General features: G+C 55.8%; 18 protein-coding genes. 7 read left to right on the top strand and 11 right to left on the bottom strand.

Translation table 11 applies throughout. The features are described 5' to 3' along the window. Position 1: 1 nt before the first annotated feature. Positions 2–904 (bottom strand): MetQ/NlpA family ABC transporter substrate-binding protein, encoded by a 903-nt coding sequence (locus tag CCASEI_RS03250; protein WP_025387116.1) that lies wholly within the window; start codon positions 902–904, stop codon positions 2–4. Between the two features lie 289 nt (positions 905–1,193). On the opposite strand from CCASEI_RS03250, the gene CCASEI_RS03255 reads away from it, so the two are divergent. Beyond that, positions 1,194–4,331, top strand: a complete 3,138-nt coding sequence (locus CCASEI_RS03255) for an error-prone DNA polymerase (RefSeq protein ID WP_025387117.1) — start codon at positions 1,194–1,196, stop codon at positions 4,329–4,331. Positions 4,332–4,746: 415 nt separating this feature from the next. Here CCASEI_RS03255 and cydC read toward each other — a convergent pair whose 3' ends face one another. The 4 genes from cydC to CCASEI_RS03275 all read right to left on the bottom strand — a co-directional run bounded on the left by cydC (position 4,747) and on the right by CCASEI_RS03275 (position 10,398). After that, positions 4,747–6,303, bottom strand: a complete 1,557-nt coding sequence (gene cydC, locus CCASEI_RS03260) for a thiol reductant ABC exporter subunit CydC (protein ID WP_025387118.1) — start codon at positions 6,301–6,303, stop codon at positions 4,747–4,749. After that, positions 6,300–7,742: an ABC transporter ATP-binding protein/permease gene (locus tag CCASEI_RS03265; protein WP_025387119.1), complete on the bottom strand. Its 1,443-nt coding sequence runs from the start codon at positions 7,740–7,742 to the stop codon at positions 6,300–6,302. Before CCASEI_RS03265 ends, cydC begins: the two co-directional genes overlap by 4 nt. 110 nt (positions 7,743–7,852) lie before the next feature. Continuing rightward, positions 7,853–8,854 (bottom strand): cytochrome d ubiquinol oxidase subunit II, encoded by a 1,002-nt coding sequence (cydB, locus tag CCASEI_RS03270; protein WP_006821412.1) that lies wholly within the window; start codon positions 8,852–8,854, stop codon positions 7,853–7,855. A 2-nt stretch (positions 8,855–8,856) separates the two neighbouring features. Then, a complete protein-coding gene (locus CCASEI_RS03275; RefSeq protein WP_006821413.1) occupies positions 8,857–10,398 on the bottom strand; it encodes a cytochrome ubiquinol oxidase subunit I in 1,542 nt (513 codons plus the stop codon). A 524-nt stretch (positions 10,399–10,922) separates the two neighbouring features. Here CCASEI_RS03275 and CCASEI_RS03280 point away from each other — a divergent pair. After that, positions 10,923–11,402: a PH domain-containing protein gene (locus CCASEI_RS03280; RefSeq protein WP_038574395.1), complete on the top strand. Its 480-nt coding sequence runs from the start codon at positions 10,923–10,925 to the stop codon at positions 11,400–11,402. After that, positions 11,399–12,874: a PH domain-containing protein gene (locus CCASEI_RS03285; protein WP_025387121.1), complete on the top strand. Its 1,476-nt coding sequence runs from the start codon at positions 11,399–11,401 to the stop codon at positions 12,872–12,874. The genes CCASEI_RS03280 and CCASEI_RS03285 overlap by 4 nt, the downstream gene beginning before the upstream one ends. Before the next feature lie 24 nt (positions 12,875–12,898). On the opposite strand, the gene CCASEI_RS03290 is transcribed toward CCASEI_RS03285, so the two are convergent. Then, positions 12,899–13,366 (bottom strand): tRNA (cytidine(34)-2'-O)-methyltransferase, encoded by a 468-nt coding sequence (locus CCASEI_RS03290; RefSeq protein ID WP_025387122.1) that lies wholly within the window; start codon positions 13,364–13,366, stop codon positions 12,899–12,901. Positions 13,367–13,389: 23 nt separating this feature from the next. On the opposite strand from CCASEI_RS03290, the gene CCASEI_RS03295 reads away from it, so the two are divergent. After that, positions 13,390–14,235 (top strand): bifunctional methylenetetrahydrofolate dehydrogenase/methenyltetrahydrofolate cyclohydrolase, encoded by an 846-nt coding sequence (locus tag CCASEI_RS03295; RefSeq protein ID WP_025387123.1) that lies wholly within the window; start codon positions 13,390–13,392, stop codon positions 14,233–14,235. Between the two features lie 23 nt (positions 14,236–14,258). Next, complete coding sequence (locus CCASEI_RS03300; RefSeq protein ID WP_006821418.1) at positions 14,259–14,576, top strand: DUF3017 domain-containing protein; 318 nt, start codon at positions 14,259–14,261, stop codon at positions 14,574–14,576. Between the two features lie 38 nt (positions 14,577–14,614). On the opposite strand, the gene metX is transcribed toward CCASEI_RS03300, so the two are convergent. The 4 genes from metX to CCASEI_RS03320 form a co-directional block, all read right to left on the bottom strand. After that, entirely contained in the window at positions 14,615–15,757 is a 1,143-nt protein-coding gene (gene metX / locus CCASEI_RS03305; protein ID WP_081748456.1) for a homoserine O-acetyltransferase MetX, read from the bottom strand. Further along, positions 15,757–17,070 carry an O-acetylhomoserine/O-acetylserine sulfhydrylase gene (locus CCASEI_RS03310; RefSeq protein ID WP_025387125.1) on the bottom strand — a complete coding sequence of 438 codons (1,314 nt, stop codon included), beginning with the start codon at positions 17,068–17,070 and terminating at the stop codon, positions 15,757–15,759. The genes metX and CCASEI_RS03310 overlap by 1 nt, the downstream gene beginning before the upstream one ends. A 110-nt stretch (positions 17,071–17,180) precedes the next feature. Further along, positions 17,181–18,389, bottom strand: a complete 1,209-nt coding sequence (locus CCASEI_RS03315; RefSeq protein WP_025387126.1) for a saccharopine dehydrogenase family protein — start codon at positions 18,387–18,389, stop codon at positions 17,181–17,183. Continuing rightward, on the bottom strand, positions 18,386–19,009 hold the full coding sequence (locus CCASEI_RS03320) for an MBL fold metallo-hydrolase (RefSeq protein WP_006821422.1): 624 nt from the start codon (positions 19,007–19,009) through the stop codon (positions 18,386–18,388). The genes CCASEI_RS03315 and CCASEI_RS03320 overlap by 4 nt, the downstream gene beginning before the upstream one ends. A 135-nt stretch (positions 19,010–19,144) precedes the next feature. On the opposite strand from CCASEI_RS03320, the gene dps reads away from it, so the two are divergent. Together dps and CCASEI_RS03330 are read left to right on the top strand one after the other, a co-directional pair. Continuing rightward, positions 19,145–19,624 (top strand): DNA starvation/stationary phase protection protein Dps, encoded by a 480-nt coding sequence (dps, locus tag CCASEI_RS03325; protein WP_025387127.1) that lies wholly within the window; start codon positions 19,145–19,147, stop codon positions 19,622–19,624. Positions 19,625–19,792: 168 nt separating this feature from the next. After that, a complete protein-coding gene (locus CCASEI_RS03330) occupies positions 19,793–20,254 on the top strand; it encodes a hypothetical protein (RefSeq protein WP_006821424.1) in 462 nt (153 codons plus the stop codon). A 15-nt stretch (positions 20,255–20,269) separates the two neighbouring features. Here the strand turns inward: CCASEI_RS03330 and CCASEI_RS03335 are convergent, their stop codons facing one another. Further along, entirely contained in the window at positions 20,270–22,390 is a 2,121-nt protein-coding gene (locus CCASEI_RS03335) for a M3 family metallopeptidase (RefSeq protein ID WP_006821425.1), read from the bottom strand. Positions 22,391–22,435: the final 45 nt, after the last annotated feature.

The following is a 22,435-nucleotide window of genomic DNA, read 5'->3' on the forward strand; positions in this document are numbered from 1 at the left end:
CTTAGCTGTTGCGCTCTGCTTCTTCGAGGCGGTCCAAGATTTCTTGCAGCTCTTCCTGAGTGCGCTCTACCTGAACGGAAGTGCCCTTGGCATCTTCATCGACAGCAGCCTGGACTTCTGGGGTGTGCCACAGCTCGGCCAGCTGCTTGATGGTTTCATTGTCAGCGTCTTCAGCGCGAACAACGAAAGCGTTGATGTAAGGCTCAGCCTCTGGCGAGTTTGGATCATCCTGGAATACGGCCAGGTTTGGATCGATTCCTGCGCGGTCAAGGAAGGAGTTGTTGATGATAGCTGGGGTGCCCTCGCCGTAAGCGGATGGGGTCTGCGCTGCATCAACCGGGGTGACCTCAACCTTGGAAGCCTCAGTATCAATGTCTGCCGGGGTTGGGGTCACCAGACCCTCTTCCTTCAAGGTGAGCAGGTCAGCCTGGACCAGAACGTTGATGGCGCGACCCTGGTTGGATGGGTCATTCGGGATAGCGATGGATTCGCCCTCAATGCCGTCGAGGGAGTCGTGGTCCTTCCAGAACAGTGCCAAAGGAATGATTTCCGTTGCCACGATTGGGGTCAGGTCGGAGTCATTGCCCACGTTGTACTTAGCCAGGAACTTCAGGTGCTGGAAGTTGTTGGTGTCCAGCTGGCCCTGCTCCAGTGCCTGGTTAGGGGTGGAGTAGGCAGCGAAGTTCTCGATTTCGATGTCGATACCTTCAGCCTCAGCTGCTTCCTCAAATGCTGCCCAAGCCTTCTTAGCTGCGTCGGTGGTGCCAACGCGGATTGGGCCGTCTTGCTCTGCGGACTCGGCGTCACCGGAAGCGGTGTCTTCGGAAGCAGAGGAGCAAGCAACCAGGCCGGTTGCAGCGATGACAGCGGCCGAGGTGGCAGCAAGTACGCGACGAATCTGCATGTTATAGACGTCTTTCTCTAAAGGGAGTGTGTGATTGAAGGGAATTATTTGTTTATTGCTGGGTAGAAAGTAACAACTGCCGTACCGCTTTGTCTATTCAGAGTTTTATTCACCGCGTGTTGTGAAGGTGTTTTCCCTGCCTGTTACCTGCTTATATGGCAATTTTTCCGGCTTTGAATATTAATAGACCGCACTGTTTCTCAGGGATTTTTGCTAGCGGTTGCTTGCCGATGTTCCATCCTCCAGATTAATTAGAACAAACTTGCGCATAGAGTGTAGCATTTTATCCATGAGGTTCAATGGCGGAAGTCAGCTGTCATGGTCCCGGATTGAAAGGATTCTCTCCGGCCGGCCAAGTCCTACGCCTGTGCCTGTCTATGACGCCCCGGAGAAAGTAGATGAGACCCGGCGGGAGCGCGCGCGGGCTACGCCCCTGGTGGCTTTTGCGGAACTGCACGCTACCTCCTGCTTCTCTTTTCTCAACGGTGCATCTGAGCCAGAAGAGTTGGTGGAAAGAGCTGTTGAACTGGGGTTGGAAGCCTTGGCGGTGGTGGATAAGGATGGCTTTTATGGGCTGATGAAGTTCGCTGAGGCAGCCGCATTGCAAGAGTTGCCCACGGTCTATGGCGTGCAGCTGTCCATCGGGCCGGGCCTGGTGGCGCTCGCGCGCGGACCGGAGGGGTATCGGCGGCTGTCCCGGCTGGTGGCGGATGCCCGCATGGTGACGAAAGAAAAGGATGAAGTCCGCTATCCGCCGCGCGCTGAGGTTGCCGAACGCCTGGGCGAAGAATGTGTGATCATCGCCGGTTTCGAATGGGCGCATGAGATTGATGGGCTGGTGGCAGATTTCGGCGCAGCGAATGTAGTGCTGGAATACGCGGCGACATTGTCCCCGGAAGATACTGACCACCACGAGGTACTAGATGACATGCGCGCGCGTTGGGGTCTGTGCGCGATTGCCACGGCGTTGCCTGCGGCGGCGACCCGCACTGATGCGCGGCTGGCTGCGGCCAAACACGCTTTGTCCCGGCGGGAATCATTGGAAATCGCGGAACCTGCGCAGCATCCGATGGGCGCGCAGTGGCTGCGCTCCGGGCAGCAGATGCTCACGCTGTTGCCAGACCGCGCGGAAGAAATCGCCTACACGGTTGAGCTTGCGCGCCAGTGCGCGTTTACCTGGGACGCGCTGGCCCCGAACCTGCCGTACTGCGATGTGCCAGAAGGTTTTGATGAGATGAGCTGGCTGCGGGAGATGGTCGCCCGGCGCGCCCCGCAGCGTTACCGCGCGCACCCGAAGGCGTGGGAGAAAGCTCAGAAGCAGATTGTGCATGAGCTGGCGGTGATTGAGAAGCTGGGGTTTCCGGGATATTTCTTGATTGTCACGGACATTGTGGATTTTTGTGCCCGCAGCAGTATTTTGTGTCAGGGCCGTGGTTCGGCTGCGAATTCCGTGGTGTGTTTTGTGTTGGGTATTACGAATGCGGAGCCGATTTCGGCGCAGTTGTTGTTTGAGCGTTTTCTCTCACCGGACCGGGATGGTCCGCCGGATATTGACGTGGATATTGAGTCCGGTCGGCGCGAGGAAGTCATTCAGTATGTGTATGAGTTTTATGGTCGCGATAGGGCAGCGCAGGTTGCCAATGTGATTACCTACCGGCGCAAGGGTGCGTTGCGTGACGCTGCCCGTGCATTGGGCTATCCGCAGGGTGCCGGTGATGCGTGGTCGAAAGGCATTGCGGATGCCCCGGAGGATGTGTTGAACCTGGCGGAGCAGTTTCGTGGGCAACCGCGGCATTTGGGTATTCATTCCGGCGGCATGGTGTTGTGTGATCGCCCGATCGCGGATGTGGTGCCCATGGAGTGGGCGCGCATGGAGGACCGGTCGGTGTTGCAGTGGGATAAAGATGATTGCGCTGCGGCCGGGTTGGTGAAGTTTGACCTGCTGGGTTTGGGCATGTTGGAAGCCATTCACCACATGGTGGATTTGGTGAAAGAAACCCGCGGTACAACCATCAATTTGTGGGAGCTAGACCTGGCGGATCCGGAGGTCTACGCGATGTTGTCGCGTGCGGATGCGGTGGGTGTATTTCAGGTGGAATCCCGCGCGCAGCTTTCCACCCTGCCGCGGTTGAAGCCCCGGCGCTTTTTCGACCTGGTGGTGGAAGTCGCCTTGATTCGCCCCGGCCCCATCCAGGGTGGTTCGGTGCACCCGTATCTGCGCCGGCGCAATGGGGAAGAAGAGGTGGTCTATGACCATCCGGTGTTGGAGAAGTCCTTGGGTAAGACCTTAGGTATTCCGCTGTTTCAGGAACAACTGATGCAGATTGCTGTCGATGCCGCCGGGTTCACCGGAGCAGAAGCCGACGAGCTACGCCGCGCGATGGGTTCTAAACGCTCCCCGGAGCGCATGGAGGCGCTGCGCCAGCGTTTCTTTACTGGCCTGTGGGAGACCAACAAGATTGAGGGCGAGGTTGCCTTGACCTTGTGGAATAAGATTGTGGCCTTTGCCGCCTATGGTTTCCCGGAATCGCATGCGCAGTCTTTTGCATCGTTGGTGTATTTCTCGGCGTGGTTTAAGCACTATTACCCGGCGGAGTTCTGCGTCGGTTTGCTGCGCGCGCAGCCCATGGGGTTTTACTCGCCGCAGTCGCTTATCCAGGATGCCCGTCGGCATGGGGTGCGCATTTTGCCTGTCGATGTCAACGCCTCTGGCACCGAGGCCCGCCTCGAAGCGCACTCAGATGGTGCTTTTGCCATTCGTGTGGGACTCAACCTTGTGCAAGGACTGAGCAAAGTCACTGACCGTATTGAAGAGAATGCGCCGTATAAGGACATGGCGGATTTAGCGCGCCGGGCTGATTTGAACACGGCGAATTTGGAGGCACTGGCAAAAGCGGGCGCGTTGGATTGCTTTGGGCTAAGTCGCCGGCAAGCGTTATGGAATGCGCGTGTGGCGGCAACGGAACGTGAGGGCATGCTGCCGGGGCTAACGATTACTGAGGCTCCTGCTCTGCCCGGGATGAGTCTGATGGAGCTGGTTGCCACCGATATTTCCTCGACGGGTGTTACGCATAATCTGCAACCGATGCAGCTGATTCGCCCGCCGGGTGTGCTAACCGCGGCGGAGCTCAAGACTGCTGAGGACGGCTCGCGGATTCGCGTGGCGGGCATCGTCACGCACCGGCAGCGCCCGCAGACCGCGAGCGGTGTGACCTTTTTCGGCCTCGAAGATGAAACCGGGCTGATTAATGTAATGGTGACCCCGGGGCTGTGGAAGCGCAATAAAGTGGTTGCTCGCACCGCGAAGGCATTGGTGATTCGCGGGATTGTTTCCAATGCGAATGGGGCGGTGACAGTTACCGCCGACAAGCTAGAGGCGCTTGATATAGGCAGTTTCCTTTCGCGGGGTAGTAGGGATTTCCATTAGGTGTGCGAAGGATTAGCCACCCTAGGGACTAAACAATTGAACCCACAGTTATCGAGCTGGTTTCCATCACTTATGTCTCAGCTTAGGTGGGATGAAACCCCTGACTCCACAGTCACAGTATATAAGTTTAACATTCGTTTAAACGTCCATGGCTGATTGATAATCCGATGAAGTTCGGGATTTGGTTGAAGAATACAAATCTCAGAACAAACGCTGTGCAACTTTAGACTATGCGTTGTGGGCAAGCACGATATTGGCGGAACGGCCGGATTCGGGTTCGGTGAGCGAGTGAGGCGAATTCAATCCGTGGAGCTACCAAGGTGCTTACTTCCGCGTTAACTCCCTGGACATAACACAACGAGCAGAACACCCCACGCTAGCGGACGCGCCCTTTTTAAGAAGCTAGCGGGGAAAATTACCTTACGTGCCTCACGAGCACTACAGTTCGCTGAGCTCTCTTACCTGGGAGATGGTCGGAAACCAGCATAGACAGAATTTCAGAAGAGCCCTCGGTATCAAGGTGCTCGGTGGGTTCATCCAGAAGCAAAATTGGTGCGTCGCTCAATAACACGCGGGCAAGAAGAAGCCGGCGGCGTTGACCTCCAGAGAGACTACCGGCACCTAAATCAAGTACGGTACCAAGACCATCGGGTAATCCTTCGAGCCATTCTGACAAACCAACGTGCTCCAGGATCGAGGCCATCTCTTCATCGGTTGCTTCTGGTGCTCCGAGCGCTAGGTTATCCCGGACGGTGGTGGCAAAAATGTGGGCATCTTCTGGACTGAACAGCACGGCGTTTTTCAACGCAGAAGGATCGGAATCGTCGATAAGCACCCGGCCACTACGAGGCGTCAACAGTCCAGCAAGTGTGAGCAACAAGGTAGTTTTGCCAGTTCCAGAGGGTGCGATGATTTCATGTCGTGAACCAAAGGTGAGATCCAGGTTGCTCGTGCCTAGGTCGCTGTCCCATCCATAAACTAGATTCTCGGCGCGTAATACGGGCTGGTCAGAGGCCGTGCGAAGCTCAAGAGACACAGATTCTGGCAGCGCCGAGATTTCCGCAAGCCTCCTGGTGGCATCTGCGGCGCGGGTACGAGCAATCGCAGCATCGGGGAGAACAGAGACAGTCTCGAAAGCTGCGAGTGAAAGCAGCACCAACACACCAAACCACTGCGGTGAATGGCTTCCATCTGTATACAGTGACGCGGAAACCATGAGCACACCAATGACAGTGAAACCGTGAATCCACAGGGAACTCGCTGCGCCAATGGCAGTGTCTTTCGCGCCTGCCTCCAGTGAAGAAGAATAGGAACGCGCAGCCACATCCGCCTTGGACAGAGCCAAAGGCATATCACCACGAACACGAAGCGCCGCCTGGTTGGACAGCACCTGATCCAAGGAACTCAAGTAGGCTTCGCTGGATTCAGCGCGCCGGGCTTCGGCTGTTTTAACTCCGCGAGCAGCAAGCAGGGGAGGGATAATTGCAGCAGCAATCAATCCAATCGCCAGGACAAGTGCTGTTGCGGGGCTGAGAATCGCGGTGAAGATGATGGCGAAAACTCCGGTGAGCAGGGCAACTCCGGCGGGGATGATGGCGCGGACGATGACATCGGCAACCGAATCGATATCCGCACCGAGGCGGCTAAGCAGTTCGCCGCGGCGCATCGTCAACGCAGAGTTTGGCGACGAAGCCAGGCGTTGATATGCACTCGAACGGGCTCGGCTGGCTGCCTTCAACGCCAAGTCATGTGAAACGATTCTCTCTATATAACGGAATACTGCACGGCTAATGCCCAGGGCGCGCACAGCGGTGACCGCCACGGTCAGATCCATCACTGGTGGCATTTCCCAAGCTTTGGTGATCAGCCAGGCCGACACCACCGTCAGGGTGATGGAGGCGATCATCGTCACGCTACCTGCAACAACGGCGGGAATTAGCTCGCGGAAACGAAGTTTAACTAAGGTGTTCATTTGACCTCCACCACTTCATCGGCAGCCGCGCGTAGCAACGGATCATGCGATACTGCCAGGACTGTGGTGCCTCGGCGGGCTTCCTCCTGCAATTGCTGGATCATGACCGCAGCATTGTCTGGATCCAGGTGTGCGGTCGGCTCATCCAACAGAACTAGCTTCGCCCCGAGCTCACGTTTCAGCGCAAGTCGTTGGCGCTGCCCAAGCGACAGCTCCGCATAATCACTGACGCTTTCAGGATCAAAGACCGGCCGCTGCGGTAAATATGCGCAGTGCTCCCACAATGCGCTTTTTAGAAATTCCTGACCAGAAGCATCTTTGACGGAAATTTCTCCCGAGACGTCTTCTGTTGCCAAACCCAGTACTGCCAACAGTGCCGTGGATTTACCACTACCGTTTGGTCCCCACAGCACCGTCAACTGCCCAGGCTGGGCTGTGAACGACAAATTAGCAGGCCGCGGCCCATCGCGTCCATCGGCACGGAGCTTTTCGACGCTTACCTCCAGCCCGCCTACAACGCTGCGGGGTGCGTGGGTAGGCGCGTCGAGAAGCGCAGAAGTGCTGAGTAATTTAAAGATCTCATCTGTGGCAACGAGGCCGTCTTGGGCGTCGTGGAAGCGGGTGCCGACTTCGCGAATTGGTGCATAGACCTCCGGGATGATGATCAGCACGGTCAGGCCGATGACGAGGGTGAGATCACTCGCGAGCAGGCGAAAGCCAATGCCAACCGCCACCAACGCGACCGATAGTGTGGCCAAAAATTCCAACACGAAGCTCGAGAGAAACGCGATTTTCAGTACACTCAACGTGGAGGTCGCATGTTGAGAAGATAGTCGCGTGACCTGCGCGGCCATGTCTTGGTGGCGTCGAAACGCGCGCAAAGTGGGTAGGCCAGCGATAAGGTCAAGCAGCTGATCTCCCAAAACAGCAAGGTCGCTCAGGCGTTGTTTTGTGCGTCCTGCGGTGAGCGTTCCTACCAGCCACATGAATATTGGAATCAATGGAAGGGTGATGATCGCAATGATCATGGACCCCACATCCAGCCACCCCACTACCGTGAGCATCACTGGGGTGGCGATGACGGTGGCGGCTAGGGCTGGCAAAAAGCCGGTGAGGTATGGCCCCAAACCATCAAGGCCAGAGGTTAAGCGAGTTCGCCATAATGCCTGATCGATGGTGCGGGGATCGCTTTGTGCCAAGTGTTGCAGTGCTTTCCTTCGAAGTTCGATGGTCACTTGGCTTGACGCACGCTGTGCGAACCGGTCCTGTGCCCATGCGAGAATTCCGCGGGCACAAACCGTGATAACCAGCGCGATGAGTTTGGCGCGCGGCAATGAACTTCCCGGAACTTCAATGATGCCCGCTGCCATTTGGCCGATGAGCAGTCCCATCGCCACTGTCGCGAGGGTTTTTAACGCGGTGAGAACACCCGCGATCATTACCCAATGGCGAGAAGCGGGAGACAGGCGCAAAAGCCGCGGATCGACGGGACCGGTGCGACGTTTAGCAGGAGTGTCGGATTTGGTAGTGCTCAATTCTGCTTCCAATTTTAAGCAGACACTGGCTCGGCGTGAAGCCGTTTGCGAAACACCCAGTAGGTCCAGCCTTGGTAGAGGATAACTAGTGGTGCGAGCACAGCAGCGGTCCAGGTCAGAATGGTCAGGGCGTAGTGGCTTGCAGAAGCGTTCCAAATATCGAGGCTGACGCCGTTGGCCAGGGATGTTGGCATGACGTTGGGAAAAAGTGAACTAAACAGCAGCGCAACCACACCAATAACTGCGATCGAGGTGGACAGGAAGCTCAAGCCATCGCGGTCTTTGATCAGCGCGAAAGCTCCACCGAGAACTGCTGCGATAATCAACGCCGCCAGAATCCAGGACCAGGTACGGCCGTAGGCTATGGCAGCCCACAACACGAAAGGTCCGCCGGTTACTGCTGCAAGGAGTGCTACTACGGGGGCTGCTTTCGCTGCATCGGTGCGCACCCGACCAGCAGTTTTCAGTCGGATGAACGCGAGACCATGAAGCGCGAACAGTGCGGTGAAGGCGAGCGCGCCTAGGATAGCGAAGGCATTGAACATACCCGATAGCGCAGACGCAGCGTCAATAGTGTGATCTTCCTTGATAGGCATGCCCCGGAGGATATTGGCGAAGATGAATCCCCACATCAGCGGAGGAGTCCAAGAACCAATAGAGATGGCGTGGTCGGACCATCTCTGCCAACGGGGATCATCTACCTTTTTGCGCCATTCTAGGCCGACTACGCGAATGATCAAGGATATGAGTACAAGAAACAGTGGCAGGTACATTCCTGAGAACATGGTTGCGTACCACTCTGGGAATGCAGCAAACAATGCGCCACCGGCCACAATCAGCCATACTTCATTTCCGTCCCAGACAGGGCCGATGGTGCGGATGATCGTGTTTTTAGCGGCGGGATCTTTGCCGATGATGGGTGCCAAAATTCCGACGCCGAAGTCGAATCCTTCGAGGAGAAAGTACCCCCCAAACAAAAATGCGATGAGAATAAACCAAAAGGTATTAAGATCCATGGTTATTCCTTTTCACGTGTGGTTGGGGCGGCAGCGGTAAATTGCAGCGGTGTCATGGGCGTATCTGAACCAATTGGAGTTGCTGGTCCAGTCTTTGCCTCCACGGATGGAGCGCCTTCCTCTGGTGGCCCGATCAGAACTGCGCGGCGAATCAGCCACACCCACACCACGAACAAAATGAGATAGAGAATCGTGAAGCCAATGAGAGTCAGCCAGACTTGCCACGGCGCATGATCAGAAACACCCATATCAACAGTCATCCGGATCATCTCTGTTCGGGAATCGCCGGCAGATTCAGGATTCGGGTGCACCACCCATGGCTGGCGGCCCATCTCGGTGAAGATCCAACCAGCAGAGTTAGCCAAGAATGGGAATGGAATGGCAATGAGGCTGCCGATCTGGAACAGACGAGCAATCTTTCCAGTTGGTGTGCGCTTCTTACGCAGCAACAGCCACGCAATCGCAGCGATAGCCAAAGAACCAAGCATTAGGCCGATCATTGCGCGGAATGACCAGTAGGTGACAAACAAGTTAGGGGAGTAGTTGCCAGGACCATAAGCCTGCTCCGCAGCAGCTTGGAGCTGATTTACACCCTGCAAAGTCACCCCGGTGAACTTTCCTTCAGCCAAGAATGGAAGCACAAACGGAACATCGATCAGGTGGGTTACCGTATCGCAGTTGTTGTGCGTACCAATTGTCAGAATGGAGAAGTTTGGATCTGTGGCGGTTTCACACAAGGATTCCGCCGACGCCATCTTCATCGGCTGCTGCACGAACATGAGCTTCGCCTGTGTATCGCCAGTGATGAACAGTGCCACGGAAGAGACAACCGTGGTCCACCAACCAACCCACAACGCCGGCCTGTGCATTGAATGCTTCGACTCGATTTCCTCCTCAGCCTTCTTCGCCTGGCGGTGCGCACGAATAATCCACCAACCCGAAATTCCGAGGACGAAAGTTCCAGCTGTTAAAAAACCACCGGCAACAGCATGCGGGAACGCAGCCAACGCGGTGGAATTAGTGAGAAGAGCCCAAAAATCTGTAAGCTCCACACGACCAGTTGCAGGGTTATATTCAGCGCCCACCGGGTGTTGCATAAATGAGTTGGCCACGATGATAAAATAGGCAGAGATATTCGTTGCAACAGCAACGATCCAAATGGATGCAGTGTGCAGCCACCCAGGAATCTTGCCCCATCCGAAAATCCATAGGCCTAGGAACACAGACTCGAGGAAGAACGCGATGAGCCCTTCCAGCGCCAGCGGTCCGCCGAAAACATCGCCGACGAAACGTGAATACTCTGACCAGTTCATACCGAACTGGAACTCCTGCACAATGCCAGTAGCTACACCAACCGCGAAGTTGATGAGCAGTACCGTGCCAAAAAATCTCGTGGCTCGGTACCAGTGGTCTTTTCCGGTGACTTGCCAAAACGTTTGCATGATTGCGACCAGCGGCGCTAAGCCAATGGTCAGTGGGACAAAAATGAAGTGATAGACGGTGGTAATTCCGAATTGCCACCGTGCGATGTCGACGACGTCCACGTTCAGTACGCTTCCTTCTCCATCGAAGATTGACAGGAACAGACTTATTAACTCAGAAAATCGATTGCATTTGACGATACAAAAGGAAGAACCAATGAGGACTTCTTAAAGGTAGTCGTTGAGATTTATCCCTAAGTTCCGGCTCACAGCTGAACTTTAGAAAGATTAGCCCCGATGTAGGTCAACCTTGCCTGGTAGTTACTGAATTTTCTCCCTTTCGTTGGAAAGTCACCAAAAGGCGTCGAAAAGATTCTACTTTCGACGCTGGGGTGCAGTGGTTACTTCGTTACGGCGAGAGTAGTGTTTCAAGTACTCACATGGATTTCGTTTGACGGGAGAGTCGAACTGCGGGTCTATAGTGTCCGCTGCGCGCTCAAACCTATTGTTTCTGGGCATGGATGACTGTTTGCTGTTTCCGACTGAGCTTGACCAGGATAGAAGAAATCAAGGCCTTTCGGATCGTCCCCACGATGAGCACTTTTCTGTCGCGGGGGTAGTAGGGATTTCCATTAGGGTGGATCTTTATGAACTCACGCGATGTCGTACCCGATGGCATGAATCCGGTATCCAGGAATCTGATTAAAGCTCGTTATATCGTCAATTTATCCTGGCTGGGGGTTCTCGCCATTGCTGCCGGTATCGCGGGGTATTTTCTGCACTGGTCTTTTTATATCGGGGCTGGGGTACTTGTGGCGCTGATTTTGTGGGTGTTGTGGCTTATTCCTTCTCAAATCAGGCTCATGGGCTGGCAAGAAACCGAGGACGAGCTACTCATAACCAAGGGGCGTTTGTGGCACCGATTTACCGTCGTGCCTTATGGCCGTATTCAATTCGTGGATGTCTCCTCGGGTCCGATTGCGCGCATGTACGGATTGAAAACCGTCAAGCTACACACCGCATCTGCGGGAACCGACGCTACCGTCAAAGGCTTGGAAGCAGATACCGCTGATGCTTTGCGTGGGCGCTTGGCTGATAAGGCACGCGAAAGGATGAGTGGGCTATGAGTGACGAAGCTCCGGCTATCGATGCAGGCTACCGCCGGGTTCACCGGCTGACGCCTTTGCTGCGCTTTTGGTCAGTAATTTTAGCTGTCATCACCGTCTTTCTTTTGCAGGTGAACCTGGAATTATTGGGCGATATCTACGCCTTCTTTAAGGATGGGCACTTGGGCGAAGCAATACGGGGAACCGTGATTGCAGTAGGCGGGTTTATTCTGCTGTGTTTGATTTTGTGGTTTGTCTCTGGCATCTGGTGGCGACGGCTAGGTTTTAAACTTGGAGAAGAAGAAATATCTCTGCGTCGAGGAGTGCTCTCGAAGTCATTGCGCTCTGCCCGTTATGACCGCACGCAGGCTGTGGATGTCGTAGAAAGCTTGATCGCACGCATCTTTGGTTTAGCGGCGGTGCGCGTGGAAACCGCTGGTGGCACTTCTTCGGTTATTGAAATCGCTTACCTGAAGAAGACAGAGGCAGAAGATTTACGTTTGGAAGTACTCGCCCATGTCCATGGTGTGGCTGATGGCCGAAGTGAGAATCAGCCTGGACTAGAGGGGCCTGCGCAGTCACCCGACGCGGTAGTTGATAATGAACTCGGTCGTGTAAATCCAGACATCGTGCCTGAGATCCCTATTCGCCGTTCCTTGGCAGCTGCAGCATTGCGCGCGACCACAATTTTCACGGTGGTCTTCATCGGCATCACTATTGTTACTCCGGTGCCGTTGAGTACCGTTGTCCCGATTCTGGTGGGTATTGTTCCGGCGGTGTGGGGGATCTTGGATTCTTCCTGGCGCTTCAATGCCCAAGTCAATGAGGAAGAAAACACACTCAATATTGCCTACGGTTTAGCAGATCGCCGCCGGCAGTCGATCCGAATTGAACGTATTCACGGCGTGCGGGTGACGCAGCCGCTGCTGTGGCGCTTCTTCGGCTGGTATGAAGTCAATGTCTCCGTAGCGGGGTATGGGCAAACCAGCGGCGGCGCGCAATCTGGTTCCACGCGAATTCTTCCCGTTGGCAACAGAGAGCTTGCGCTACAACTATTTGAGCGCGTGAGTGATTTAACCGCAGAACAAATTGCAACCTATGCGCAACCCGAGGGCTATGCGGAGCCAGATTTTACATCGCCGAAGCGTGCGTTGTGGTCTTCACCGTTGGACCACCAAAGGCAAGCCGTCACGCTACTGGAGGATGATTCCATTGCTATTGCTCACGCTGGGCGGATTAATCGCCGCGTCAGCGCGGTGAGTACTTCTCACATTCAGGAGCTGACTTTTAAAGCTGGCCCCATCCGTCAGATGTTGCGCTTGGGAACCGTAAAATTCGAAATGGTTGCGGGTCCAGCTAGCCTCGCGGGCGAAGACCTCGAGTTTTCTGGTTGCGTGGAACTACTGGATCGCCTGCGCGCGCGTAAGCTCCCGTCTTTAGCGTCAACGAGTCAGCCCACGATTACCGAAGCTGAAGACCTGCAACAGAATTAAGCGATTGACGAAGCTGGGGAGGAATTACACGCCGCCGGGAAAACCAAGTTGACGCCAGGCTTCATAGACAGCGGTCGAGGCCGCGTTGGAGAGGTTCATCGAGCGGCGCGCGGGGACCATCGGGATGCGAACCTCTTCGGTGATACGGGGATGCGCCAGGTGTTCGGCGGGCAAACCACTTGGCTCGGTGCCGAAAAGTAGTATGTCCCCGTCGGTGTATTCGACATCACTGAACCATTTAGTTGCAGAGGTTGTAAACGCGAATACCCGCGCGCCGGGCAACGCTTCCATGCACGCGTCAAAGTCGGCGTGGATTTTCAGATCTGCCAGGTCATGGTAGTCAAGGCCTGCGCGTTTGAGGTGCTTATCGTCAAAGTTAAAGCCCAGTGGTTCCACCAAGTGCAGCTTGGCGCCAGTCACCGCTGCGGTGCGGATGGCGTTGCCAGTATTGGTGGGAATGACAGGATTATCGAACACGATGTGTAACGGCATAACCATAAGTTTAAGATGGGTGCATGACTGCAACCACTTTGGATGGAAAACTGTACCGCGCCGAGCTATTTGAAGACCTCAAAAAGCGAGTTGCCGCACTGGATAAGCAGCCAGGGCTGGCCACCGTTTTGGTAGGTGAAGATCCAGGTTCACACTCTTATGTGAAGATGAAGCACCGCGATTGCGAAGAACTTGGAATCGCGTCGATTCGTGAAGACCTGCCAGAAGACACCACCCAGGAAGAACTTGAAGCAGTCATTGCGGAGCTCAACGCCGATGACAATGTCACCGGCTACATCGTCCAGCTGCCGCTGCCGAAGCATCTCAACGAAAACCGCATCCTGGAATTGATTGACCCGGAAAAAGATGCTGACGGTCTGCACCCGGTAAACCTCGGCAAGCTGGTCCTCAACGAGGATGCACCACTGCCATGTACTCCAAATGGCTGTATTTCTTTGCTGCGCCGCTACAACGTTGAAATTGACGGCGCCAAGGTGGTTGTCATCGGCCGCGGCGTGACCGTGGGCCGCCCAATTGGTTTGATGCTCACCCGCCGCAGCGAAAATGCCACGGTGACCCTGTGCCACACCGGTACTAAGGATCTGAAGGCAGAAACCTTGGAAGCTGACATCATCATCGCTGCAGCAGGCAAGCCACACATGCTCACCGCCGATATGGTCAAAGAAGGCGCAGCTATCTTGGACGTGGGAGTCTCGCGTGTCGATGGCAAACTTGCCGGCGACGTACACCCTGACGTGTGGGAAAAGGCCGGATTTATCTCTCCGAACCCAGGTGGGGTGGGCCCATTGACCCGTACCTTCCTGGTTTCTAATATCGTCGAGCGCGCAGAGCAGCTCGCAGCCAAGTAGCTCAAAGTAAAGCCCGTAAGAATATGCTGTCAGTGTCGAACCCGCACGATATCCACTTGAAGCCTTCGCCTTTACCAAGCTGGCTGCAGTGGGTATTTATCGCGCTGTTTGGCCTCGGCGTTGTGGCTTCCGGCGTGATGAGCCTGATGGAGCATTGGCGCCGCGCTACTTTCCTGTTAGGCGCCGCCATGATTTGGCTCGCAGTCGTGCGCAGAACCTGTGATTCTGACCGGGTAGGCGTATTCGCCGTGCGCTCGCGCCGATTCGACATGGCATTTTCTACTGCCCTCGGCGCAGCGCTTGTGTGGCTCTCAGCTTCGGTGGATGCCCTCGGAAGCTAATGCTCACAGGATGCGCGCTCCCCGAAGCGCGCATCCTGCTAGATGATGTATTCGTCGCCTAGCCGGTATTCCACACCATCGACACTTTCTGTCGCATTAGGCAAGGACTGCTGGATAAAGTTGCGCAGAATCCGGTCCATCTGGCGGCCTTCGACCAAGAAGGCATCGTGACCGACAGGGGAGGACAGCTTGGCGATCGCCAACAGGTTGCCTAGGTTGCGGGAGATGTGTTCTTGCTGGTGATACGGGTATAAGATATCTGTATCCACGCCCACCACCATGGTCGGAACCTCCGAAGAGGCCAAGGCCTTATTGAGACCGCCTCGCCCGCGGCCAATATCGTGCCGGTTGAGGGATTCAGTCAAGGTGACGTAGGAGCCTGCATCGAAACGCTGCGTTAGCTTCGCTCCCTGATAATCCAGGTAGGAATTGACGGCAAAGCGCTGATCCAGTTTGCGATAAGGGCCGAGCGGATTTTCCCCTGCCTGCGCCGAGGTACCGAAGCGCTCATCGATTTCCATTTCCCCGCGGTAGGTCAAGTGCGCAATGCGGCGTGCCGCAGCCAAACCCTCAGCAGGGTATTCGCCGTCGTAGTAGTCACCACCTTGCCACAGCGGGTCGCGCTCAATAGCAGAAATCTGCGCCGACTGAATACCAATCTGCCAGGCCGAAGCCCGCGCCGACACAGCAATAACGCACGCTGCCTGGAGCATCTCTGGATATAACAACGTCCACTCTAAAGTCCGCGCTCCACCCATGGAGCCGCCGATAACCGCATGAACCTCGGTGATTCCCAAAACATCCAGGAAGCGCTTTTCTGCTTCCACCTGGTCGCGAATGGAAACAGCCGGAAAGCGCGAACCATAGGGCTTGCCATCCAAGTCCGAGCTCGGACCGGTTGAGCCGTTGCAACCGCCTAAGGCATTGGTGGCAATAACGCACCAAGAATCCGTGTCCAGCGCTTTGCCCGGCCCCACCAGGTCACACCACCACGTGGCAACATCAGAGTCGCCCGTGAGCGCATGCTCAATGAGCAGCACATTGGAGCCGCGGAATTCACCCCAGCGCTGATATGCGATATCAACGCTGGCAATTTCAGCCCTGGCTTCAGTGGTGAAAGAGCCGATGGGGATGGTCGTCAAAACGCCTTTATCGGCAAGCAAAACGTGCGTCGAAACCATTAGATTGCGGAGAATCCCAACTCAAGGTCAGCGATGATGTCATCAATGTTTTCAATACCGACTGACAGACGGACAGTGGATTGGGTAATGCCAGCAACACGCAGTCCTTCTTCATCGGACTGGGAGTGCGTGGTGGTTGCTGGGTGCACCACCAGGGAGCGGGTGTCACCGATGTTGGCCAGGTTAGAGTGCAGTTTCAGCGCGTCAATGAATGTCCACGCTTCATCCTTGCCGCCGTCAATCTCGAAGGAGAGAACGGAACCGGCGGAGGTGTAACCGAGGCGTTCTTTGACGTCCTTGTATGGGCTGGACTCCAGGCCGGCGTAGTTGACTTTGGTGACCTTGTCGTGTGCTTCGAGGTACTCAGCTACCTTTTGCGCGTTTTCGCCGTGCTTGTCGATACGCAGTTGCAGCGTCTCCAAACCGGACAGCGTGATCCAGGCATTGAATGGAGAAAGAGCAGCGCCGGTATCGCGCAGGATGCCTGCACGTGCCTTGAGCGCGAACGCTGGTGCGCCAAGATCCGCGTACTTCAGGCCGTGGTACGCAGGGTCTGGGTTAACGAAGTATGGGAACACTGGCTCACCGTTGCGCTCGACGGTCCAGTCGAATTTGCCGCTGTCAACAATCACGCCGCCGATGGAAGAGCCATTGCCGGAGTAGAACTTGGTGGTTGAGGCTACGACGATGTCTGCGCCGAGCTCGATTGGGCGGGACACTGCAGCGGTTGCGATGGTGTTGTCCACAATTAGTGGAACCTGGTTAGCGTGCGCAACCTCAGCGATGGCTGGGATATCCAGGACATCCGCTACTGGGTTGCCGAAGGTCTCACCATAGAACGCGCGGGTATTTGGTTTGACTGCATCTGCCCAAGACTGTGGGTCATCTGGGTTTTCTACCAAGGTGACCTCAATGCCCAAACGAGCCAAGGTGATGGTGAACAAGGTGTTGGTTCCGCCGTAAAGACGAGGGGAAGACACGATGTGGTCACCGGCTGAAGCAAGGGTGAAGATAGCGGAGGTTTGTGCGGCCTGGCCCGAGGCAAACGCTACCGCGGCAACGCCGCCTTCCAAGCTCGCGATACGCTGCTCTAAAGCGTCCACGGTTGGGTTGGTCAGGCGGGTATAAATCGGGCCCGCATCGGAAAGGTTAAAGCGGTTGGCTGCATGCTCTGCAGAATCAAAAACATAAGACGTGGTCTGATGAACTGGAACGTTACGAGAGTTTGCGGATCCGTCTAGGTCCTGGCCCACGTGCAGTGCGCGGGTGGCCAAAGACCAGTTCTCAAAGTTGCTGTTGTCATATTTAGTCATGTCTCGCACGGTACCTAGAATGTGTGGCACCTTCCATGTCTATTTCTGAACCTGCTGGCAGAAAAAGAATATAAATAGACAAAGCGGTATTGTTTGCCGTAACGAGCTGTCTAGGAGAACTTCATTCCATGAGCATGCAGTGCATCGCGGTATGGCGCACCCAATGCAGTAGCGGGAGTCAAAATGCCGCCGGAAACATCTGGTAGTCCCGCGGGCTTGGTGGCCAGAAATACTGCGGCCTCGCTCAACATCATGGAGGTTACGCGGTATCCCGGATCGCCCTGTGCAGTAACGGTTGCGGTGTGCAGGGCACCGGATTCAGTCAATCCGTAGTGGGTAATGCTGAATCCGCCCTCATCGAGCTTCTTGGGGCCATCGCCAGGCTTTGGCAGAAAGCGCGCCATGCGCTTGTTCATCACCGCGGCAAAACCAACGGCGGTTACAGCAAAGAGTGCATTGGCTTTAATTCTTCCGCTCAGTCCGGTTCCGGCGGTGATGGCCTCGCGGTAGCGCAGCTTGTCGCCGTAGGCATACTCGGACAAGGTATTTGAGCGGCGAACGATGCGCGTATTGAACATCGCCATGAAAAATGGCCCTGTCCATTGGCGCGCCAGCGGGTCGAAGGATACGTCCATGTCCTTTTGCTCGCCCAGGTCCGGCTCATTCTTGTGGTCGGGCGAAAGGGTATAAGGACTATGCAAGATGGCACCGCCCTTTTCCATCTTCTTGGCATCCGCGCTCACCGCACGCATGGAGTCGATGGTGCCGCCGGATAATCCGCCAGCGAGGTGTTCCACAGCCATGGTTACTTCAGAAAATGCAGTTTGAGCAGTGTCGTGTAGATGGAACATGCCCATGTCTGAGGGGACGGAGTCGAATCCGCAGGAATGGACAATCTTGGCGCCGGTTTGCTGTGCTCTCTCATGCCAGGTGTCGATGTTGCGGCGGATAAACAGCGCCTCGCCGCACAGATCAACATAGTGGGTTCCATTTTCTACGCAGGCTTCAACAACCTTGTCGCCGTAGTACGTATATGGCCCAACGGTGGAGATGAGCACCGTAGAGCGCGAAGCCAACTCGCGCATCTCATCGATGTTTGAAGCATCCGCAACCAGAATCGGCAAGGCAATATCAGTTGCGGAAACGAGCTCTTGCAGCTTCGACTCATTGCGGCCAGCAACCGCGATGGATAGCTCCGGGTGATTCTCGGCCAGATATTGCGCGGTTAGCTTCCCAACGAAGCTGGTGGCGCCGAAGACAACAATATCGAAGTCGCGTATGTTATCGGCAGGCGATTCTTGGCTGCTGGGCTGCGTCATGCGTCCAATTCTAGGGGCTGGGAAAGATCCAGTGGGGTTCCTTCTTCCAAGCGGGCGTAGCCCGGAACCTTCATCTTGACCATGACGTTGTCATAGAGTGTCCGGCCGAACTTGCTGAGAACGCCATCGTGGATCGGGATGGTGCGGGTGGCAGAAACAGTGCGGGCATAGGCCGCGGCTTCAGAGTTCTTCACCCATGGGGCAGAGATTGGAAGTAGCAGTACTTCGACGTTGTGCAAGCCCTTGATGTATTGATCGCCGGGGTGGAGCACGCCGTTGAAGTAATAGCCAAGATTCACTGGACGCGGCATGCGTGGGTGAACTTCGTGGTGCAGGCCGCCCACGGCATGGATGGTGGTGCCCAAAAGCTCAAAGTTTTCGCCTGGGCGAAGAACTGTGCCCTCGCCAATCAGACCAACCGCATCCGCTGGGCCCCAGACTGGCAAGCCTGATGCCTTCACGGTTTCAGCATCAACGTGATCCGGATGTGAGTGGGTGAGAAGCACTGCATCTGCCGATGCCAAGATAGAAAGATTTGATGCCGGGCCAGGGTCAATGACGAAGACTCCCTGGTCGGTTGAGACGGAAGCGCAAGAGTGTCCATGGAGTGTGAGTTTCATAGCACTAGCCTAGATAAAAACCTGTTTCCCGTGGCGTGACCCAGGAACGGTTGCTGAGGCTAACCTTAGCTCTGACCTGCGTAAATGTGGCAAAATAGACATGCAATAAATGTGGTTCGGGGATATAATGGAGTCATGACTCAGTACACTGTTCCTGGTTTGTCCGATGTTGATTCCAAGAAGCTCTCTGAAGAGCTGCAGGCCCGTCTGAATGATTACAACGACCTGCATTTGATTTTGAAGCACGCCCACTGGAACGTTGTGGGACCAAACTTCATTGCTGTTCATGAGATGCTCGACCCACAAATTGAACTGGTGCGCGGCTACGCAGACGAAGTCGCTGAACGAGTATCCACCCTTGGCTTTGAGCCATTGGGTACTCCAAAGGCTCAGGCTGAAGACCGTACTGCTTTGAAGTACGACCTCAACCGCGCTAACACCCAAGACCACCTCGCGGCTATCGATGAGTTGTACACCACCGTCATCGAAAACGTTCGTGAGTCCTTGAAGGTCTCCGGCGATATCGATCCAATCACCGAAGACATCTTCATCGCACAGTCTGCGGAGCTCGAGAAGTTCCAGTGGTTCGTGCGCGCACACCTTGACAAGGCTTAAGCTTCGCGGTTTGAGCACCTGTCACTGAGGCTCTAATAAAGGAGTGGAACAGAAGCGGAGACCATCCAAGAACGGATGGCCTCCGCTTCTGCTATGTGCGTAATCTTCGCGTAGGTTGGGCGGCGAAGTCGATGAGTGTCGATGAGTGTCGATGGGGAAGGAAATACGATGACCTTTTTACAAAGGTACGAGGACTTCTACGGACAATACCGTCAGAAATTTGAAGACACGGAAGTCCCTAAAGCACTAGCCACATTGTCAGCAGATGCGCGGCGGCGAGTAGAAAACGGGGAAGGGGAGTTCCCCATTGAGCTGCTCGCAGAAGTGCGTGATGGCGAACTGGAAGAGAAACAGAAAATAGCAACCATGACTGCTATAGCGGGAACCTGGTCGAATGCCGCATCGGACACGTACTGGCACGCGGGGCCCGTGGGCGGAGACGCGTTCTCCGAACGGGTCGGAATTGGACTCATGCACCCAGGCGGGAGAGCGTTCACCCCGCTTCTCAAGCGCATTGAGGTAATCCTCGATGAAAGCGCAGAAAGTCCGAGCGAAAATGATGCCCTCGAAGTGCTCGCCTTCCTTTTAAATCTAGATGCACAAGAGTCCAGAAAGAAAGGCGAGTCCTAGCTTAAGCCGGGAGTATTAAACACTCGGGGTGTTTAGTCCGCGGCGGACCAAAAGTGGGGTGAGCTCCTTGTCGCGGCCGCGGAGCTTGGCGTAGACCTCGGAGAAGTCTCGCGAAGCGCCGGTGGACAAGATGAGGTCGCGGAACTGTTGGCCCGCGCGCCGGGCTGCGTCATCACTGACTTTGGCAGCGGAGTCAGCGGCTGCGGTGTCGGTAGCGCCGGTGGTGTCATCGGCAGGCGTGGCGGCGTGATTCTCGCGGAACCATTCGAAGCCGTCGGCATCGAGAGCCTCTGCCCACAAGTAGGAGTAGTAGCCCGCGGAGTAGCCGCCAGCGAAGATGTGCTGGAAATAGGTTGAGCGGTATCGCGGTGCGATAGCGTCGGTGTCCATGCCAGCGGCGGCGAGCGCGGCCTGCTCGAACTCGGCGATTGCCTCAGGCGTGGAATCCAGCTTCGCAGCCTCTTCTGGAGTGAGCGAGTGCCACGCCAGGTCAATGATGGATGCCGCGACGTATTCGGCTGTGGCAAAACCCTGGCCGAACTGCGAGGCCTTCGATACAGCTTCCAGCAACTCATCCGGGATGACCTCGCCCGTGTCCACGTGGCGCGCGTAGTTCTTCACCAACGCTGGATCCAGTGCCCAGTTCTCATTAATCTGCGAGGGGAACTCCACCCAGTCACGCGGTACGTTTGTGCCGGAGAAGGTGGGGTAGCGGACATCGGAAAGCAAGCCGTGCAACGCGTGGCCAAATTCGTGGAAGACCGTGTGCAGCTCATCCAAACTCAGCAATGGAGTCGAACCATTCGCCGGGCGCGCGATGCCCATGACGTTGATGACTACCGGACGCGTATCCAGCAAGTGCGACTGCTCCATGAACGTGGACATCCACGCACCACCGCGCTTAGTCGGGCGGCCAAAGTAATCTGTGAGGAACAAACCGATACCGGTGTTGAGCTTGTGCTCCTGGCCATCATCGAAGACCTCCCAGACGCGCACACCCTCGGCGTATCCTTCCAGGTCATCTCGTGGAATAACCGTGATGCCGTAAAGGCGGTGGGCGGCGGCAAAGACGCCATCGACAAGCACTGCATCCAACGGGAAGTACTTACGCAACTCATTGTCATCCAATGCGAAATCGCGCTGGCGCACCTTGGCCTCCCAGTACGGCCAATCCGCAGCGGTGAAGTTCTCGCCGTTGAGCTCCGCTTCCTCGGCCAGAATCTTGTGCTCACCAGCCGCATTCGCGTTGATCGCCGGGACCAGACCGCGCAACATATCATTAACCGCCGATGCTTCCTTGGCGGTCTCCTCTGCAATCACATAATCCGCATGGGTATCAAACCCCAACAGACGGGCACTTTCCGCGCGCAGCTGAGCCATCTCCACCAACGTGGCTGAGTTGGATTCCGTACCGCGCAGACGCGCTGCCTCATACAACGCTGCACGCGCTTCAGCACGGGCGAGGCGCTGCTGTTCTGACTGTACCGACGGCAACTCCAGCGGGAAGACGAATCCCTCTTCGCCCAACTCCTTGGCATAAGCGGCGGCGACGTCGATGCGGTCCTGCGGCAAGCCCTTAAGCTCCTCCGCATCCTCAAAACGCACCGCGCGGGCAAGAGTATCCGCCATCAAATTGCGGCCGAAATCCTCAGACAACGTGGACAAACGCTGGTTTATCTCCGACAAGCGCTGCTTGTAATCGGCGGAAAGCTCCGCGCCCTTGCGCTTGAATGTACGAAGCAGATGATCATGCAAGCGCTGGGATTCAGTATCCTCCGGTGCCTCCACCGACTTTAAACGCTCATAGAGCTTTTCATTCTGATAAATCGCGTCCATGTGCGCTGACAACTCCGGATAAATATCCGCAGCAATCTCTTCCATTTCATCCGTGATATCGGTGCCAGAAAGATTCCCGAAGACCGACATGACCCGCTCCAGGTCACGGCCGGAACGCTCCAGCGCCTCAACAGTATTGACCCATGTCGGAGAATCAGAGTTATTAACAATCGCAGCAATCTCCGCATTATGACGGGAGAGCGACTCAGTAAACGCAGGACGGTAATGCTCAACGCGAATCTCAGCAAAAGGTGGCAGCTGATACGGCAATTGAGAGGGGACAAGTAGTGGGGTAGCCATAAGTTACCAATCTACCCCTCAACGACAGCTGATTATGTGGGTTTA

This window comes from Corynebacterium casei LMG S-19264 (assembly GCF_000550785.1).
In the GTDB taxonomy this organism is placed as follows: Bacteria; Actinomycetota; Actinomycetes; order Mycobacteriales; family Mycobacteriaceae; genus Corynebacterium; species Corynebacterium casei.

Bases quoted from the DNA above. Each gene is read 5' to 3' on its own strand.
- CCASEI_RS03250 (WP_025387116.1), bottom strand. From the start codon at position 904: ATGCAGATTCGTCGCGTACTTGCTGCCACCTCGGCCGCTGTCATCGCT.
- CCASEI_RS03255 (WP_025387117.1), top strand. From the start codon at position 1,194: ATGAGGTTCAATGGCGGAAGTCAGCTGTCATGGTCCCGGATTGAAAGG.
- cydC (WP_025387118.1), bottom strand. From the start codon at position 6,303: ATGAACACCTTAGTTAAACTTCGTTTCCGCGAGCTAATTCCCGCCGTT.
- CCASEI_RS03265 (WP_025387119.1), bottom strand. From the start codon at position 7,742: ATGATCGCGGGTGTTCTCACCGCGTTAAAAACCCTCGCGACAGTGGCG.
- cydB (WP_006821412.1), bottom strand. From the start codon at position 8,854: ATGGATCTTAATACCTTTTGGTTTATTCTCATCGCATTTTTGTTTGGG.
- CCASEI_RS03280 (WP_038574395.1), top strand. From the start codon at position 10,923: ATGAACTCACGCGATGTCGTACCCGATGGCATGAATCCGGTATCCAGG.
- CCASEI_RS03285 (WP_025387121.1), top strand. From the start codon at position 11,399: ATGAGTGACGAAGCTCCGGCTATCGATGCAGGCTACCGCCGGGTTCAC.
- CCASEI_RS03290 (WP_025387122.1), bottom strand. From the start codon at position 13,366: ATGCCGTTACACATCGTGTTCGATAATCCTGTCATTCCCACCAATACT.
- CCASEI_RS03295 (WP_025387123.1), top strand. From the start codon at position 13,390: ATGACTGCAACCACTTTGGATGGAAAACTGTACCGCGCCGAGCTATTT.
- CCASEI_RS03300 (WP_006821418.1), top strand. From the start codon at position 14,259: ATGCTGTCAGTGTCGAACCCGCACGATATCCACTTGAAGCCTTCGCCT.
- metX (WP_081748456.1), bottom strand. From the start codon at position 15,757: ATGGTTTCGACGCACGTTTTGCTTGCCGATAAAGGCGTTTTGACGACC.
- CCASEI_RS03310 (WP_025387125.1), bottom strand. From the start codon at position 17,070: ATGACTAAATATGACAACAGCAACTTTGAGAACTGGTCTTTGGCCACC.
- CCASEI_RS03315 (WP_025387126.1), bottom strand. From the start codon at position 18,389: ATGACGCAGCCCAGCAGCCAAGAATCGCCTGCCGATAACATACGCGAC.
- CCASEI_RS03320 (WP_006821422.1), bottom strand. From the start codon at position 19,009: ATGAAACTCACACTCCATGGACACTCTTGCGCTTCCGTCTCAACCGAC.
- dps (WP_025387127.1), top strand. From the start codon at position 19,145: ATGACTCAGTACACTGTTCCTGGTTTGTCCGATGTTGATTCCAAGAAG.
- CCASEI_RS03330 (WP_006821424.1), top strand. From the start codon at position 19,793: ATGACCTTTTTACAAAGGTACGAGGACTTCTACGGACAATACCGTCAG.
- CCASEI_RS03335 (WP_006821425.1), bottom strand. From the start codon at position 22,390: ATGGCTACCCCACTACTTGTCCCCTCTCAATTGCCGTATCAGCTGCCA.